This is a genomic window from Brachyspira sp. SAP_772 (assembly GCF_009755885.1).
Lineage (GTDB): Bacteria > Spirochaetota > Brachyspiria > Brachyspirales > Brachyspiraceae > Brachyspira.
Genome location: NZ_VYIX01000001.1, coordinates 147,122 through 163,413 on the forward strand (window position 1 = coordinate 147,122; position 16,292 = coordinate 163,413).

The following is a 16,292-nucleotide window of genomic DNA, read 5'->3' on the forward strand; positions in this document are numbered from 1 at the left end:
TATTATAATATTATTTAACTAATCCAATATAATCTAATATTATTTCTGTAGATTTTTGAGATTTAAAGAAATTAGTATATGTAAAAGTTTTTCCATTGTCTTTTCTGTATTTTTCTATTATATCATTAATTTTTTCCATAGCAATATTAAATGTTTCCATAGTTTTATTTTCATTAAAACTTTTTTTTAGTTCTGGTGATATTTTTGTCATTAAAAATAAAATTGAATATAAAGAATGTGGAACATGTGCATAATTTGAATTTTGATATTTTTCAATTATACAATCATAAATATAAAAAGATATTAATAAATCATCATATATATCATCTCTTTTATATACTTCAGAATAGTATTTATTAACTAAATAATTTTTTGCTCTTTTAGCATCATGAGGTATATCCATATATATAGAACAATATATTTGCAATAATTTCTCAGATACTATGTTTTTTTCTAATAATTTTTCTTCAGAATTTCTTTCAATTATTAATGATATATTTTTAATTTCAAAATATTCTTTTAATGTTTTTAAATTTTTTATATTTGATTTCAAATCAAACATTGTAATTTTGTTTTGATTATTTGTTCCTGTTACTATTTGTTCTATTTTTTGATCATCTGTTGTTTGATATATTCTCAATAAAATAAAAGAAGTTACAAATATTTCATTTGTTTCATCTTTTTTAAAAATATTATATAGTATTTTGCTTGTTTGTCCTCCATTCACTATATATGGATCTTCTAATTCCATAATTGTTTGGCCTTTTAAAGTTTTTTTCTCAGCTCTTTTGCATATAATAGATATTCCATTATTTTTATACCAAAACATTTCAGGGTCATTTATTATACTTTTTTCTATTTCTTTATTTAAACTTGTTTTTAACAATTTTCTTATATTTTTATTTAAAATGTTATCTCCTATTTCTGAGTATAACTTACAAATTTCATATGTATTGACATTAACTATATATGATAATATACCTGTATTTATAGTTATACAATCTTTGTTATTTAAATTTAAAATGTGTGTTTTATTGGTTAATTTATTATTATTTAAGAAAAATTCTGATTCTGTTATTACATTTACTTCAAATAAATTAGAATGTTCTTCCTGAAATTCTGATAATTTAATTTTATCTAAATCTGTTATATCGCTACCATTTGTAACAAGATATAAATTAAAATGTAGTTTTTCAATAGGTAAATCTTCAAATTGTTTGTATTTTTTTAAAAGGAAATCATTAAAATTTACACTATTTAATTTTTTATCAATAAATATTTTTTTTATACTATTTAAAAAATCATTTATATCTCTTGATCCTATGGTTGATGATAAATTTTGATCTTTATGATATTTAACTTGAAATAAATTTATGATTATATCGTCATTATCATCATCATCTATATAAAAAATATCTATATTATTATCATTTGGACCGTCTGTTATATCATTTAATATTTCTATAGAGTAATTTCCTATATAATTTTGTAGAGTGTATATATTGAAACAATATGGAATTATATTTTCTCCTTTTATTTTTCTTTGTTCTAAAAAATTTTTAATTTCTTTTCTATTACTCAATTCTATTAAATGTTTTTTTAAAATTTCATTTTCTAATCTATTCATAAAAGATTTAACCTCCATTTTCTATTTTGTTTGCAGTAAAATTGTAAATTATAATATTAATTTTTCAATAGAACTATAGTTGGTATTTTTTATTTTTTTCCTAATATGCGATAATGAACCGCACACTGTTACATATTCTACACTCTAAAGCTATGCCGTGCGGAAAGCCACTACGGCGAGTAGTTAGCTAGGCGAGTAGTTAGCTAGGCGAGTAGCTTGAGACGATAAATTATTAATACTTTTATTAAAAAATTTCCTTCTTATAGGCTTATTTCCTTAAAAAATTCTGTTTAACTTTAAAGGGCGGGTTAGGGTGGGAATACAAAATTTTAAAATTTTTTCTTAATCTTCAGCTTTTTAGTTCAGGGGCGGCGTTGGGGTGAGTGTTAGCGTTGGGGTTAGGTTAGTGCTGTGGTTATGGTCTATGCGTGAGGTTGTATCCTATTCGTGCCATAACTTGCTATGAACCGCACACTAGTACATACTATACGCTATAAAACTATGACGTGCGGAGTGCCCCTACGGCGAGTAGTTAGCTAGGCGAGTAGTTAGCTAGGCGAGTAGTTAGCTAGGCGAGTAGTTAGCTAGGCGAGTAGCTTGAGACGATAAATTATTACTACTTTTATTAAAAAAATTCCTATCCCTCGGCTTATTATTTTAAAAAATTTGTTTAACTATATAGAGTGGGCGGGTGGGAATATAAATTTTTAAAATTTTTTGTTAGCTTTTGAGCATTTCCTTTCTTCATTCTTTTTTTAAAAAATTTACTCTTTCTAGGCTTATTATGTTAAAAAATTCTGTTTAACTTTAAAGGGCGGGTTAGGGTAGGAATACAAAATTTAAAAATTTTTTTTTACCACTCGTTTTTTAGTTCGGCGGCGGCGTTGGGGTGAGTGTTAGCGTTGGGGTTAGGTGGGCTGGGGCGTGGCGGTTTATTATTACCGAATGTGAAGTTATAAGCAAAAATACGCATTTTTTCTTAAATAATAATTATTATTAGTTGTATTTTTGTATTAATTTTATATAATATATACATGAAGACTTCTATTTACAATCTATTTCCTCCTCTTTTGGGGCACATTTCGAATTGGTATAGTCATATTGATAGAATAAAAAGCATGGGCTTTGAATGGATTTATATAAATCCTATTACTTATCCGGGGTTTAGCGGAAGTTTGTACGCTACGAAAGATTATTACAAATATAATGAGAATTTCTTTTCAAGTTCTGAGGCTAATATTGCTGAAAAAGAATTAAAAGATTTTTTGAAGTATTGTAAAGAAAGAAACATAAAGGTGATGATAGATTTAGTTATCAATCATTCTTCTAAGGATAGTGTATTAGTTGATGAGCATTTGGATTGGTATTTATTGGATGATGAAGGCAAATTAAAATCTCCGGGTGCTTGGGACAATGGAGTATGGATTGAATGGGGAGATTTGGCGAGCTTCAACAATGAAAAGCTTGAAGAAGAAGAAAATCCTATTTGGGAGTATTGGAAGGAGTTAATACTTCATAATTTGAGTTTAGGTTTTGACGGTTTTAGATGCGATGCTGCATACAAGGTTAATAAAGACTTATGGATATATCTTATTGACATTGCTAAGACTAATAAAAAAGACACAGTATTTTTTGCTGAGAGTTTGGGCTGTTCTATGGAAGACACATTAACTTTAATAGATGCTGGTTTTGATTATGTGGCAAGCAGTGCAAAGTGGTGGGATTATGAGTCTGAGTGGTTTATAGAGCAGTATGATTTGGCAAGAGAGAAAACTAAACAAATAGCATTTCCTAGTAATCATGATACTTTAAGACTTATTAATGAATATAACGGTAATATATGGGAAGTGATGCAGAGATTTTTGTTTACAGCTATGGTTTGCGATATGTGGATGATAACTTTGGGCGATGAATACGGTTTTTATAATAGATGCGATGTTGTTAAAGGCAATGAGTTTGAGAAAATTAGTTATGATTTAAGCGAGTTTATAAAGAATATTAGTAATTATATAAAAAATAATGATATACTTGCTAATTGCGGTAAAATAGTTTCTATTGATTTGCAAGAGAAGAAGCTAATTGAGGAACTTAAAAAGAAATTAGAAAACTCACAAGAAGAAAATAATCAAAATGACCAAAATAATGAGAATATAGAAGATACTAAAGAGGAGAAAAAAATACCTCTAAAGCGTTTTTATAAATATAGTTTAGATGAAAAAGAAGCTCTTTTAATAGTGGTTAATACAAGTTGTAATAAAGAAACTTTGGAAATAGATAAATATAATATAATAGAAGATATATCATTTAATAATAGAGTAAATAATTTTGAAAGTGGAGTAGTGGAGTTTTTACCATATCAGTTAAAGATATTTAAGGTGGTAAAGACTATTAGTTATAATTTAGAAGGTTAATTTTTTATGTCAGAACATAAATCTATAGAAACTTTTTTTAGAGACTTATCTATGGGGCTTCTTTATATGGAAAACACCTATGAGATAGATAGAGTTGTAGATTTTTTTTTAGAGCAGGTTTGTAATTTTTATGGATTTGATTGCGGAGAGGTTTATTTTTCAAAAGGGGACTATTTAATACTTAGGGGAGTATACGGCATTGATAGGTATTATGTTTGTAAGGTTGATTTTCCTATAGTAAAAAACAGAATAGAGGAAGTTTTATATAAGCAAAAAAGATATGTTGGAAATAATATGAATATTAGTGAGTATGATGTTTTTAATAATTATTCTTCACTAATGGTTCTGCCTGTTTATCTGCATAATAACCCTATAGGTTTAATTGCTTTTAGAAATAAAGAGGATAAGAGAGAGTATTATAAAAATATCTTAGAAGATTTACTTAACATAATAGGTCATTTTGCAGTATATGCCAATAATGTTTTGCAGAATGTTACATATAAAGAAAAAGATAAACAATTAAAGTTACTTAGAGAGCTTTATATAAAATTAAGCGATATAGACAAATTTGATTCTAATCTAAAAGGCATTTCAGAAGATATAGCAAATATATTCAGTTCCCGCAAAGCGTTTATGATGTTTAGCTATGATAATAATACTAGGTTTGAAACTATATCAAAATATGGTTTTGATGATAATTTTGATTGTACAATTTTTGAGAAAGAAAATCATCTATCTAATTGCATAAAAGATGGAAAAAGTTTTATTAATAATATAGCAAAGACTGAATGTGCAGAAAAATTTGTTGGTATTATTAATAGATCTGTGTTGTTTAATAGGGTTATGATTAGAGAGGGAGTTGATGTTTATATTGTTGTAATAGATAGGATTCCAGATGCTGTTAATCCATTGGGTGATTTTGATAATGAAGATGCAGGTTTATTAAAGCCGCTTTTATTAAACATTTCAAGTAGGGTATCAGAATATTTTAATATAGTAGAGTTAAGCAAAGCTAATGAAAAAAATATGCGTCATATGTCTCGTTTAAATACATTATATGATATGAGCACTATTTTGGTAGAGCGTTCAAAGACAGAAGATATATTATTTTTGCTTTTAACTATTACAACTATAGGAGATGTTTTTGCTTTTAATAGGGCATTTGCTTTTCTTTATGATGAAGGGTTTAATGTGTTTAGGGGACGTATGTGTATAGCTCCTAAAGATGGTGAAGAGGCTGCTTATATATGGAATGATATGAAAAATATAGATAAGTATGCTTTAAGAGAAAAGATAATGCTTTCTTTTAATATGAATAGTATCAAGGCTTCTTGGGATTTGAATCAGCAATTTATTAACACAGTTATACCTAATAATGAGAATTGTGAGTTATTTTTTGAGGTTTTTAATACTCATGATACTATTAATATTACTAATATAAATGAAGATAATAGAGTTGAACAATTAAGGCAGTATACAGACTTATTTGGAGATTATCCTTTTGCTATTATACCAATAATGAATGCTACTAAATGTATAGGTATGATATTAGTTGATAATCCTTTTAACAATAAGCCTATACCTAATGACGATTTGGATTATTTAAAGATGTTTGGAAGACAGGCAGCTGTTGCTTTGGGATATTCATCACTTTATAATGAACTTGAAAAGAATAATAATGCTTTAAAGACGGCACAGAAGACTTTATTTGATATGAAGAGTTTGGCTATTATAGGGGAGATGAGCTCTTCGATGGCACATAATTTGAGGAATTTTATCGTGCCTATTGCTGGGTTTGCTAATAGGCTTGTAAAAGTAAGTACCGATGAGAATATTAAAAAGTATGCTCAGATTATAGCCGATGAGGTTGAGAATTTAGAAAATTATATTAGAAAGAACTTATCATTTGCTAAGAGTATTAATTTAGAAACAGAGAAAATTAAAATAGAAGATATCATTAAATATATTACTATTATATCTAAAGAATACATAAAGAAAAGCAACAAAGATATTAAATTTTATGCTCATAATTTCAGTAAAAAAGATATTGTACATTGGGATTATGATAGAATGAATGAGGTTATATTCAATTTGGTTGTTAATGCAATAGATGCTATATCTAATGAACAATATGCTATAATAAGCGTTTTATTTAGTGATAATTTATATAATGATTCAATGATAGATATAATAGTAGAAAACACTAATTCTTATATTTCAGATGAAGTTATGGAAAATATTTTTAAGCCATTTTTCACCACAAAAAGCCATGGTGTTGGTATTGGTTTGGCTATATCAAAGAGAATAGTAGAGGCTCATGGAGGAAGCATGAATGTAAAAAGCATTAATATTCCATTTGAAACTACTACTTTTACTATTACAGTTCCTGAGGTTTTAAATAATTAATAAAAATATTCCGATAATAGTGTTGGAGTAATTTTATGGCAAAAATAAGTGAAGTAGCTAAGGCTGAATGTGTTAGAAGACAAAACAAATATAAAGATTTACTTTCTGTTGTAGAATCTAAATTAAACAAATTAGAAAAAGAAATATCTACTATAGATGATGAATTATATGCATCATTAAAAAAGATAGATTTAGCGGTTTTATATATAAATGCTTCTTCATTAATAGCAACTTCTTGTTATGTTGCAATAGATTCTATAGATGTGAGATCAGAAAATCAGCTTAATGATGGAAGAAGATATATTAACAAGGCCATTATTTTACTTGAAGAGGCTTTAGGCAATTATGCCGATGATTCGCTTTCATTAAATGAAGATATACATGAATATTTAAAAGATAAGCTTAATGATGAATGGAGATATAAGTTTATATGTTCATTTGGTTATGTTATAGACTTTTTTAAGTATTGCTATGGTGAAACTTCTAAGTGGCTTCAGAATTTTTATGAGATAGAATGGCGTTTTGCTTTAATATCAAAAAACATAATAGATTTTAAAAATTACATAAAAGAGTTAAGCCCAGATATAGATGGGTATATTTACAGAGTTAAACTCATGAGATTATCAAAGTCTTTACTATCAGCAGCGGCAGAACAGCATAGAACAAAGTATGAATTAAAAGAAAGAAGACTAGATGATATGAAAATAGCTCTTAATTTAATGGCTACTTTAAGAAGAATAAATATATATCTTAATGAAACAGAAGAGGCGGAGTCACAGAAAAAGATTTATGACCTTTGGAAAAAGAAAATGGATGATGACATCAAAAAAATGTCTTGATAAGGTTTTAATATTATTTTACTCTGCTATTATAATATCATCTTCATATTTTAAAGATTTTACTGTTATTAGCTCTTTTTTATTTAAGGCTTTATCACTTTTGAACTTTACTTTTAAATATTCGCCGCTTGTGCCTATGTAATAATTATTATCTAAAACCTCTTCAACAATAACATCCAATTTTTTGCCTAAAGCATTGTTATAATAATTATCTTTCATTTTGTTGTTTAATTCATTTAAAAGTTTTGCTCTTTTTAATTTTCTTCTGTAGCCTATTTTATTCGGCATTTTTGATGATGGTGTGTTTTCTCTGTCTGAATATCTAAACACATGCATTTTTATAAACTTTGACTCTTCGCATAAATTGTATGTATCGTTAAAATCATCATTTTCTTCTTCTGGAAAGCCAACCATTATATCTGTGCTTATTGCCATGTCTGGATTAACTTTATATAATTTTTCTATGGAAGTTAAATATTCTTCTCTTGTATATCTTCTGTTCATTAATTTTAATATTTTATTGCTTCCAGATTGTAATGGAATATGAGCATGCGGGCATAATACATCTTTATTTTTAAATAGGTTTATAAGCTCATCATCAAAATAAATCGGCTCAACAGATGAAAGTCTTATTCTAATGCCGTATTTAGAAGAATGTTCTAATATGTTTTTTAGTATATCAGCAAATTTTATTTCGTTGTTAAAATTATAAGAGCCTAAATTAAGTCCTGTTAATACTATTTCTTTATAATTATAATCATTAGCAATTTTTATAGCTTCATATATTTTATTTGGTTCAAGGCTTTTATGTTTGCCGCGTACTCTCGAAACTATACAATAACTGCAAAACACTTCGCATCCATCTTGTATTTTTAAATATGCTCTGCTTTGCTCCTGAGGGAAAAATATTGGAGAGTTTATTTCTTTGTTTGTGTCTTTTTGTATATTATTAAATATTATTTGTGCTGCTTCTTCTTTATGGTCATTATTAATTGTTATTATATTTTTGTTTTCTGTAGTAAATCCTTTTTTTGAAACATAGCAGCCTATTAAAAATATTTTTTTTTGTTCTATATCTTCCAATTTTTCTAAGTATGACACTAATTTTTTATCGCTGTCATTTGTTACGGTGCATGTATTGATTGCTATAGCATCTGCTTCTTTTAGGGTTGTGATATTTGCTCCCATGTTTTTTAATTCATAGGCTATCTTTTCGCTTTCGTATTGATTTAGTCTGCATCCGAATGTGTGTATATGTATATTCATTTATTTCTCTCTTTATTAATTATATTATTATTAAAACTATATTTATTTTTTGTTTATAAATAATAACAAATGATATAATAACATATTTTTTTATTTTTACTACTTGCAGAAAATTTTAATTATGTTAATATAATTATGTTTAGTAAAATGCCGATAATATCTTTATATTAAATTATATTCAGTGGAGTATATAATGGATAGCAAGTATCGAATAGAATTAGATGAAAATTCCAAAGGGAGCATATCAATGAATTCTTACAATAACCTCTCATCATTAGACACAGTAATAAAAGTTATAGGTGTCGGTAACGGCGGATGTAATGCCATAAACAGAATGATAGCTGAAGGCTTAGAAAACGTTGATTTTATAGCTATGAATACCGATGCTCAAGCACTATCTCGTTCTAATGCTCCTACTAGAATAGTTTTAGGCGATAGAGTTACGCAAGGTTTAGGTGCAGGTACAGACCCAGAGAAGGGTGCTGAAGCTGCTAGAGAAGATGTTGCTAAAATAGAAGAGATTGTAAGCGGTGCTAATTTGGTGTTTATTGCGAGCAGTTTTGGAGGCGGTACTGGTACAGGTGCTAGTCCTGTGGTGGCTGAGGCTGCTAAAAAGGCTGGTGCTTTAACTATTGGTGTTGTAACTAAACCTTTTGAGTATGAAGGCAGACTTAAAATGGAGCGTGCTGAGGCTGGCATAGAAAAAATGCTTACAGTTGTAGATTCGCTTATTATTATACCTAATGAAAACCTTTATGATATGGTTGATATGGATAACTATAAATATGAAGAGGCTTTGGCTGTTGTTGATGATATACTTCGTCAAGGTGTTCAGGGTATTTCTGATATTATCACTCAGGTTGGATTTATAAATGTGGACTTTGCCGATGTAAAAACTATGATTTCTCTTTCTAATGGAAGGGCTCATTTAGGTATTGGTGTTGGTAAAGGTGATGACAGACTTCACAAGGCTATTACTAATGCATTTGAAAATCCGCTTTTGGATGTTGCTAGTATTAAAAATGCTAGAGGAATACTTGCTAATATAGTTTGTCCTAAAGATTTTGGTATGAAAGAGTACAGAGAGGCTAGCAAAATTATTAATAACTATGCTAATGAAAATGCTAATATAAAAATTGGTGTTTGTACTAAAGAAGAGATTAAAGATGAGATTATTGTTACAATAGTTGCTACTGGTTTTGATAATAATTCTAATAATAATGAAGAAAAAAAAATAGAAGATAAAGAATCTAATACTATAAAAGATGATAAAGTAAATGATGTTTCTAATAATGAAGTAAAAAATAATATAGAAAATAATTCTAATGATATTAAAGAAACTCAAAAAAATGATTTTGTTGTAGATGCTGCAGTTAATGCAGATAATTCTAATACAGAAAATTCAAATAATATAGAAAATAAAAAAATTGAAACTTATATAGAAAATCATATGAAAAGCATAAATAATGTAGAAAACATAGAAAATGCAGAGAATATAGAGAACGAAATAATAGAAGAAAAAACAGAAAATAGTGATGATATTTCAAATAATAAATATGTTATTAACTTTAAAAATAAAATACAAGAGATGAAAAAACCTGTAATAGCTAAAAGCACTTTTAGCAGATTAAATCTTGAAAATGAATTAAAATCAAATAATTTTGATGTTAATTTATCTAGGGAGAATATATTGAGTGATAATGATGTTGCTGAGGAATATGAAGAAGAGTTAGAAAATAGCAAAATGAATACTATAGAAAGACAAGAACGTAAAGAATATAGAGCAGAACTTCATAGTGTTTTAGAAGAAGAAACTAATGAAGAGAGAAGAGTGGCAACTCCTTTTGAGATTATACCTGAAGAAGAGATGCAAAAGCATAATAATTTGGGAGCTAAATTGCCATTTGCTGATGAGAGTGTAGATACTGATTATGAAAAACCAGCATTTCTTAGAAGACCATTACAAGTAAGAAATATTAATAGATAAGGGTTACAGCGTTGAATATATATAAAATTTTTTGTTTATTTGTTTTAACAGTATGCAGTGCTTTGGCACAGAGTTATGAGGATGCTTTAAATCTCTATAACAATAGAAATTATGAAGCATCCATCTCTGTGCTAAATTCACTAAACATTAAACCAAGTAACATAAATGAATATCTCTTACTTATAGACAATTATATAAAACTTCAAAATTACACTATGGCTCAAACTCTTATAGATGATGCCTATAGATATCATTCTAAAGATTATAGAGTTTTAGAAAGAAAATTAACTATAGAACTTTTAAACAATAAAAATAATGAAGCAAGAGCTACAATCAATCAAATTAAAGCATTAGACAGTAAAAATTATCTTGCAAGCTATGCTGAAGGTTTATTAAGTGAGAGAGTAGGTTATTATAAAACAGCTATGAGCCTATATGAAAGAGCTATGATAATAGATAGAACTAGAAGTGAGGCTCCTGTGGCACTTGCATATTTGAAACTTGCTAACGGCGACAGAGTTACTGCTTTAGATTTGTTTAATCTAAATATAAAAAATAACCCTAAAATGGCTGAATCTTATTATAATTTAGCTAATTATTATTATATAACTGGTAATTATAATGCATCTTTAAATGAGATTAAAAACGCTTTATATTATTACACAAATTATAATGATGCTAAAATATTAGAGGCAAATGTTTATATGGCTTTAGATAGATATAATGATGCTATAGCTATATTAGAATATTTACCAGAATCAAGCTTTAGAGATGATACTAAAAATTATTATATAGGCAATGTTTATGAGAAGGCTAATAATTTCTCTAGTGCTAAAAATGCTTATATAAATTATTTAAGAGTAAAACCAGAAGATGAGCTTGGAAGATTAGCTTATGAGAGAGTTTTATTAAATACTAATCCTCAAGCTGATTATGAAAGAGATAGGGCTGCTTTATATTATGCTAATAAGGCTTCTTACTATACTAGACTTGCTGATAAGATTCGCTCTCAAGCATATTTAAAACATATGTTAAAATTAAACCCTGCTAATACTTATGCAAGACTTATGCTTTCTGATGTTTATAAAAGAATGGGACTAGAAGAAAAGGCTTTAGAAGAATTAGAGATAGCTAAAAATGTTAATCCTACTAATAAATCTATTGTTTATAAATATGACAGCTATAAAAGACAATTAGATAAAAATATAATTTCAAGAACTTGGGGAATAGATAATCAATATAATGTAGATAAGCCGGGTTTTACAGTTGCTATAGCTGATACTATTAATATACAAAAAGACAGCCCAATGTTTTTAAATACTGCATTATATCAAACATTATCTTATGTGCTTCCTCAGTATGGCAGATTTAATGTTGTAGATATTTATAATACTTATTATTCTGATAGAGATTTATATCAAGAATTAAAAAGAAGAAATGCTGATTATTATTTAAGAGGTTCTACATTTAGCGGATATGATAATATTACTTTAATGCTTGACTTAGTAGATGTTAATACAGAGAGAGTTGTTACTAACTTTACAATCACTACTAGAGGCAGAGATAAGATGATGACTGCTGCTGTTATGGCTGGAAATGTTATTAATAATACAGTGCCTTTCTATTCTAAAATAATTAAAATACATAATGACAATATATATATTAATGCTGGCAAACTTCAAGGCTTAAGCAATAATATGAATATGATGATATATAATACAACTAAAGCACAGTTGAATATGACTAATGAAGAGGCTATTGGTTTGGCTAAAGTAATAACAGTTGATGAGAATGTATCTTTAATTAAACTTATAGATAATAGAGCTTTAAGCAAAATTAATATAAATCAAATAATAGTTCCTTATGTTACTAATACAGTAAATACAAATGCTACTGTTACTCAATAATTGCTTATGAGAAATATTATAGGTGTATATGGTCTTATTTGTTCTGGTAAGAGTTCTTTTTCTAAGCTTCTTTCAAGAGAATTAGATGCTTTTTATATAGATGCTGATAAGCTTGGTCATGAGGCTTTAGAAAATAAAAAAGATATTATTGTAAAAGAGTTTTCTGAGAGTATATTAGATTCAAATAATAATATAGACAGAAAAAAACTTGGAAGTATTGTATTCTCTAATAAAAAAAAATTAAAAAAACTTCAAGATATTACCTATTCTTATATAGAAAAAAAAATAGAAGATTTAGTAAATTCCACTGACAAAGATGTTGTTATAGAAGCTGCTCTAATTATGAGAAGTAATATTTATAAACTTTGTAATAGTTTAATTTTTGTTAATGCCAAAACTTCTAACATATTAAAAAGAATGCAAAAAACTAGAAATATATCAGAACATAATGCAAGAAAGATATTAAAAATGCAAAGGGATGTAAAAAATAAGAAACTTGATGCCGATATTATTGTTAACAATATGAGAGATTATAATCATTTAGTGATTATATCTCAAAAATTAGGAAGGCATTATGGAAATGAATCAAAAAGAAAACATGGAAGAAAGAGATTATTCTACTAAGCTCAATAATCATCAAAAGAATAAAAGAACATTGTATATAGTTAATTTTACACCTATAAGACTATTGGTATTTTCTGTAAGTGCCGCTAGTTTAATATTGTTTATATTTGTTATAGGTTTTCATTTAGGCTCTTCTAAGGCTAGTTATACTGCTCATAATAGTGCAGATGTTTCAAGTGATATACTTATGAGAGAGAATACTGACAATTTAAATAATGTAGATACTTTGTCTATGGCTGATAATTTAAATAGTCAAGAAAATAGTATGCAGGAGTCTACTATTGTTGATTCAAATATAGAAAATATTGAACCTTTAAATAATAATACTTTATCAAGCAGCAGTATTATTAGAGAGGGTGTGTCTTCAGAAGATAGATATAATGAATACACTAAAAACTTAGCTTCAGAACTTGATGCTATTAATGCAAATATTAAAGGAGAACAAACTCCAAATTCAACATATACACCTCCTCAGCAAATGATAGCTAGTGTAAAACCTATAGAGAAAAAAGAAGTAACTACAACTGTACCATATACTAAATCATCTTCTCAAGACTCTATTTATTTTATACAAGTGGCAGTTGGTTTTGATAAAGATAATACTTACTCAGCAAGAGATACATTAAAAGCTAAATATCCAAAAACTTTTGTTAAAGAGGAAGTAGGTTCAGACGGTAAAACTATGTATAAATTAAAAATAGGCAGATATGAAACTAGAGAAGATGCTCAAAAGGTTTTAGCTGAGATTAAAAAGAATCCTATATATAAAGATAGTTATATTTATTCCGATAAGAAAATAAGTTAATATTTTAAAGATATCCTAAAAGTTATTTTTGATCCCCTTTTAAAGTTAATGCTTTGAGAGGGGGTTAATTTTTTAAAAATTTTTTAAAATAAAAGTATTTCTTCTTGCTGTATATTAATTTTTTCTTTATGTAATTCTTCTCTTGTTTTGTATGATATATTATATTTTTCTTCCAATGCTTTTATTTTTTTATACATCTTTTCTTTATAATCATCTTTAAGAATGCCGTTACTTCCATAAATATACAAATATTTTTTATAATGATTTGGAAAGTTCTCCCTAACAAAATTTAAAAATATCTTTCTGCATTCTCCGCATAGTTTTAAGGCATCTGCGGCACAGTAATCTATATCGCATTCTTTTGCTGTTTTAAAAATATTTTCTAATTCATCTTCTGTGATAAAGGGCATTACAGGCATTGTGTGAATTGCAACTGTTGCTTTTGTTTTTTTGAACTCTTTTAATATTTCTAATCTTTTTAGTGGGCTTATTACATTAGGCTCTATTAATGATGAGAGTTTTTCATTTAATGTTGTTATAGTAGTAGCTATTCTAATAGGAACTATATTTGAAAGCTCATCTATCAAATCAAAATCTCTTAATATTAAATCGCTTTTTGTTGATATGCACATTGGTGTTTTATATCTTATAAGAAGTTTTAATATATCTCTCATAAGTTTATAATCTTTTTCTGCATCTTGATAATTATCCGTAACGCTTCCCAAATTAATAATATCTCTTTTCCAATTTCTTGATGATAACTCTTTTTCTAATATTTCAGCAATATTTTTCTTTACGAATATCTCTCCAAAAAAATCTCTTGAATTAATATATTTATGAGAATACACGGCAAAGCAGTAGTAGCATTTATGAATGCAGCCTCTGTATATGTTTAGATCGTAACAAAAACCGTATTTATTATTTATTTTATTTAGTGCTGATTTACAGTTAATTTCTCTATATTGTATCATATATATTAATCCACTTATAAAATATATACTATTTATATATACAATATGATTAATAATTTGTCAAGTATATATTGATTTCTTTTATTAATGATGTATAATAATAACATGTTTGTATGTTTAGAATTCGATAAGAGCAAGCTAAAAAATCATTTTTTAAATCAATTATTATATTACGCCAGATATTTTCCTCTATTTTTTATAAGTAAGTCAATTATTACTTTATTTACTTTTTTAATTTATATTAATCTTATTCATGGAGTATAATAAATGTCTTTAATTGATTCAATAATACATCCAAGAATAAGAGGCGAAATAGGAAAAAGATACATACAGTGGCTTAATAATAATAAAGTTAATGTTAAAGACATAAGTCATACTTTTTATAAAGAATTGAATTATGATAATGAAACTGTATTTGTATGTTCAATAAAAGATGGGAAAATGTTTCATTATTACGGATTTATATTCAATCATGAAAATAAATTTATAGATGAAACCTTTCCGTATAATATGTTAAATTATGTAGACCAGATAGGAGGTATATTTCTTCTTTATAGATTTAGAAGAATTAAAAAGATAAGAGGAAAAGTTTTTATTTTAATGTCGCAACATCAAAATTTTTATGGTGATTGGATGCATGATATTATATCGAGAATTTTTTTATTAAAAGATGCTAATGTATTCAATGAAATAGATTATTTTATTGTAAGCACAAAATGTAGAAATAAATTTTATAAAGACAGTCTTAATTTGTTTGGTATAGATGAGAGTAAATTATTGTATATATCAGAAGAAGAAATTTTATGTGAAAATCTTTTTTTTACTACATATCCCAGATATTATACTGAAACTCCTCCAAAATGGGTATGCGATAAATATTTGAATTTTACAAAAGAACTTTTAAAAAGTATTAATGTAGAATTTTATGATAAAATTTATATAAGCAGAAAGAAAGTTAAAACTAGGAATATAATTAATGAAAAAGAATTAATAAAACTTATAGAACCTTTAGGGTATAAAATAATCTATCCAGAAGATTACAGCATAGCAGAACAGTTTTGCATATTTAATAAAGCTAAGAAAATTATATCGGTATTGGGAAGTGGACTTACGAACATTGTTTGTTGCGATAAAAATACGTCTTTACTTGGTATAGTAGCTTATATTAGATATGAATATTATCATAAAGAAATATGTGATACTATAGGTATGAAATATTTTGAATATATTGAAGAAGATCCAAATAATATTTTATACCATAACAAATTTAGAAAGTCTATTAATCAATTTAGTTTCAAAATAGATTTGGATTTATTTAGTAAAGTTCTATTTCAATTTGACAATGATTAATTATATAGTATGTACTAAGTAGATAAGTAATTTAGAAGGTTTGTTTTTTTATCTTATTTTAGTATTTTATAAATTACAATTTTTAAATGTATATTTTAT

11 protein-coding genes are annotated in these 16,292 nt (G+C 26.7%); 8 read left to right on the forward strand and 3 right to left on the reverse strand.

Annotation, left to right across the window (positions count from 1 at the left end; genetic code table 11):
- Window positions 1-10 precede the first annotated feature (10 nt).
- Window positions 11-1,627, reverse strand: coding sequence for an AIPR family protein (locus GQX97_RS00595; RefSeq protein WP_157150034.1), 1,617 nt, complete (start codon window positions 1,625-1,627; stop codon window positions 11-13).
- A gap of 1,034 nt (window positions 1,628-2,661) precedes the next feature.
- On the opposite strand from GQX97_RS00595, the gene GQX97_RS00600 reads away from it, so the two are divergent.
- Genes GQX97_RS00600 through GQX97_RS00610 form a run of 3 tightly spaced genes read left to right on the forward strand, consistent with a single transcriptional unit; the run spans window position 2,662 to window position 7,283 of the window.
- The gene (locus tag GQX97_RS00600) at window positions 2,662-4,038 is read left to right on the forward strand and encodes an alpha-amylase family glycosyl hydrolase (protein WP_157150035.1); all 1,377 of its coding nucleotides are present in this window, start codon (window positions 2,662-2,664) and stop codon (window positions 4,036-4,038) included.
- Between the two features lie 6 nt (window positions 4,039-4,044).
- Window positions 4,045-6,444, forward strand: a complete 2,400-nt coding sequence (locus GQX97_RS00605) for a GAF domain-containing sensor histidine kinase (RefSeq protein ID WP_157150036.1) — start codon at window positions 4,045-4,047, stop codon at window positions 6,442-6,444.
- Between the two features lie 35 nt (window positions 6,445-6,479).
- A complete protein-coding gene (locus GQX97_RS00610) occupies window positions 6,480-7,283 on the forward strand; it encodes a hypothetical protein (protein WP_157150037.1) in 804 nt (267 codons plus the stop codon).
- 18 nt (window positions 7,284-7,301) lie between these two features.
- On the opposite strand, the gene mtaB is transcribed toward GQX97_RS00610, so the two are convergent.
- Entirely contained in the window at window positions 7,302-8,549 is a 1,248-nt protein-coding gene (gene mtaB / locus GQX97_RS00615; RefSeq protein WP_157150038.1) for a tRNA (N(6)-L-threonylcarbamoyladenosine(37)-C(2))-methylthiotransferase MtaB, read from the reverse strand.
- Between the two features lie 193 nt (window positions 8,550-8,742).
- Between mtaB and ftsZ the strand changes: the two genes are divergently transcribed.
- The 4 genes from ftsZ to GQX97_RS00635 are packed head-to-tail and all read left to right on the forward strand — an operon-like array spanning window position 8,743 to window position 13,872.
- Window positions 8,743-10,536, forward strand: coding sequence for a cell division protein FtsZ (gene ftsZ / locus GQX97_RS00620; protein ID WP_157150039.1), 1,794 nt, complete (start codon window positions 8,743-8,745; stop codon window positions 10,534-10,536).
- A gap of 11 nt (window positions 10,537-10,547) precedes the next feature.
- Window positions 10,548-12,443, forward strand: coding sequence for a hypothetical protein (locus tag GQX97_RS00625; RefSeq protein WP_157150040.1), 1,896 nt, complete (start codon window positions 10,548-10,550; stop codon window positions 12,441-12,443).
- Window positions 12,444-12,449: 6 nt separating this feature from the next.
- Window positions 12,450-13,067 carry a dephospho-CoA kinase gene (gene coaE, locus GQX97_RS00630; RefSeq protein WP_157150041.1) on the forward strand — a complete coding sequence of 206 codons (618 nt, stop codon included), beginning with the start codon at window positions 12,450-12,452 and terminating at the stop codon, window positions 13,065-13,067.
- The gene (locus tag GQX97_RS00635; RefSeq protein WP_157150042.1) at window positions 13,018-13,872 is read left to right on the forward strand and encodes an SPOR domain-containing protein; all 855 of its coding nucleotides are present in this window, start codon (window positions 13,018-13,020) and stop codon (window positions 13,870-13,872) included. Before coaE ends, GQX97_RS00635 begins: the two co-directional genes overlap by 50 nt.
- A gap of 83 nt (window positions 13,873-13,955) precedes the next feature.
- Here GQX97_RS00635 and GQX97_RS00640 read toward each other — a convergent pair whose 3' ends face one another.
- The gene (locus GQX97_RS00640) at window positions 13,956-14,843 is read right to left on the reverse strand and encodes a radical SAM protein (protein ID WP_157150043.1); all 888 of its coding nucleotides are present in this window, start codon (window positions 14,841-14,843) and stop codon (window positions 13,956-13,958) included.
- 267 nt (window positions 14,844-15,110) lie between these two features.
- On the opposite strand from GQX97_RS00640, the gene GQX97_RS00645 reads away from it, so the two are divergent.
- Window positions 15,111-16,193, forward strand: a complete 1,083-nt coding sequence (locus GQX97_RS00645; protein ID WP_157150044.1) for a DUF563 domain-containing protein — start codon at window positions 15,111-15,113, stop codon at window positions 16,191-16,193.
- Window positions 16,194-16,292 lie beyond the last annotated feature (99 nt).

What these genes read in the sequence shown, in the direction of transcription:
- GQX97_RS00595 (WP_157150034.1), bottom strand. Translation starts at nt 1,627, where the DNA reads ATGAATAGATTAGAAAATGAAATTTTAAAAAAACATTTAATAGAATTG.
- GQX97_RS00600 (WP_157150035.1), top strand. Translation starts at nt 2,662, where the DNA reads ATGAAGACTTCTATTTACAATCTATTTCCTCCTCTTTTGGGGCACATT.
- GQX97_RS00605 (WP_157150036.1), top strand. Translation starts at nt 4,045, where the DNA reads ATGTCAGAACATAAATCTATAGAAACTTTTTTTAGAGACTTATCTATG.
- GQX97_RS00610 (WP_157150037.1), top strand. Translation starts at nt 6,480, where the DNA reads ATGGCAAAAATAAGTGAAGTAGCTAAGGCTGAATGTGTTAGAAGACAA.
- mtaB (WP_157150038.1), bottom strand. Translation starts at nt 8,549, where the DNA reads ATGAATATACATATACACACATTCGGATGCAGACTAAATCAATACGAA.
- ftsZ (WP_157150039.1), top strand. Translation starts at nt 8,743, where the DNA reads ATGGATAGCAAGTATCGAATAGAATTAGATGAAAATTCCAAAGGGAGC.
- coaE (WP_157150041.1), top strand. Translation starts at nt 12,450, where the DNA reads ATGAGAAATATTATAGGTGTATATGGTCTTATTTGTTCTGGTAAGAGT.
- GQX97_RS00635 (WP_157150042.1), top strand. Translation starts at nt 13,018, where the DNA reads ATGGAAATGAATCAAAAAGAAAACATGGAAGAAAGAGATTATTCTACT.
- GQX97_RS00640 (WP_157150043.1), bottom strand. Translation starts at nt 14,843, where the DNA reads ATGATACAATATAGAGAAATTAACTGTAAATCAGCACTAAATAAAATA.
- GQX97_RS00645 (WP_157150044.1), top strand. Translation starts at nt 15,111, where the DNA reads ATGTCTTTAATTGATTCAATAATACATCCAAGAATAAGAGGCGAAATA.